The 697-nt window shown below is 76.3% G+C and carries 1 pseudogene; it reads right to left on the bottom strand.

Annotated elements, in window-relative coordinates:
- Positions 1-697, bottom strand: a pseudogene (locus CFP71_RS43235) (DNA polymerase III subunit gamma/tau); the annotation flags it as partial.

Here is a 697-nt window from a genome sequence, read left to right as displayed (position 1 = left end):
CACATGCGGCCAGCGACCGCGGATACTCTCCACGTCCGTCCCGCCCCCCGTAGCCGCCACAGCCGTCGCGGCCGCCGGAGCAGGCGCGGCCGGAGGCGGAGTGGGCGCGGAAGGACGTTGGGGGGCGGGTCGTTCGGCGACCGGCTCGGGCCGCGCGACAGGCTGTGCGGCGGGTTGCGGGGCCGGCTGGGGGGCGGCCTGGGGAGCCGGCGCGGGAGCGGCGGCTCGTTGCGACGGCCGCTGGAACTCGCGGACGGGCTCACCCGAGGGAGCGACGGGGGGCGCCTGGGCGACCGGGACGGCTTGACCGGCGGGAGCGGCCTGAACAGCTTGGACCGCGACAGCGGCGGCGGGCGCCGGAGCCGAAGCGGCCCGGCGTTCGAGGCGTTCGAGACGGGCGAGCAGCGCGTCGGCGCCCTCGGCGATCGACGGCAGCAGCATCCGCGCCGTCAGCAGCTCCAGCACCAGCCGGGGCGAGGTCGCGCCGCGCATCTCCAAGAGTCCATTGTGGACGATGTCGGCGTAACGCGAGAGCGTGGCGGGCTCCAGCTTTCCCGCCTGCTCCTTCATCTTCTTGAGCTCGTCGTCCGGCGCGGCGACCAGCCCGCGCTCGCCCGCGTCCGGCACCGACCGCAGCATCACCAGGTCGCGCAGGCGGTCGAGCAGGTCGGTGGCGAAGCGGCGCGGGTCGTGCCCG

The organism is Amycolatopsis thailandensis (genome assembly GCF_002234405.1).
In the GTDB taxonomy this organism is placed as follows: domain Bacteria; phylum Actinomycetota; class Actinomycetes; order Mycobacteriales; family Pseudonocardiaceae; genus Amycolatopsis; species Amycolatopsis thailandensis.
The sequence above is the reverse complement of the archived record's forward strand: the minus strand, read 5'-3'. Positions and strand labels throughout refer to the sequence as shown.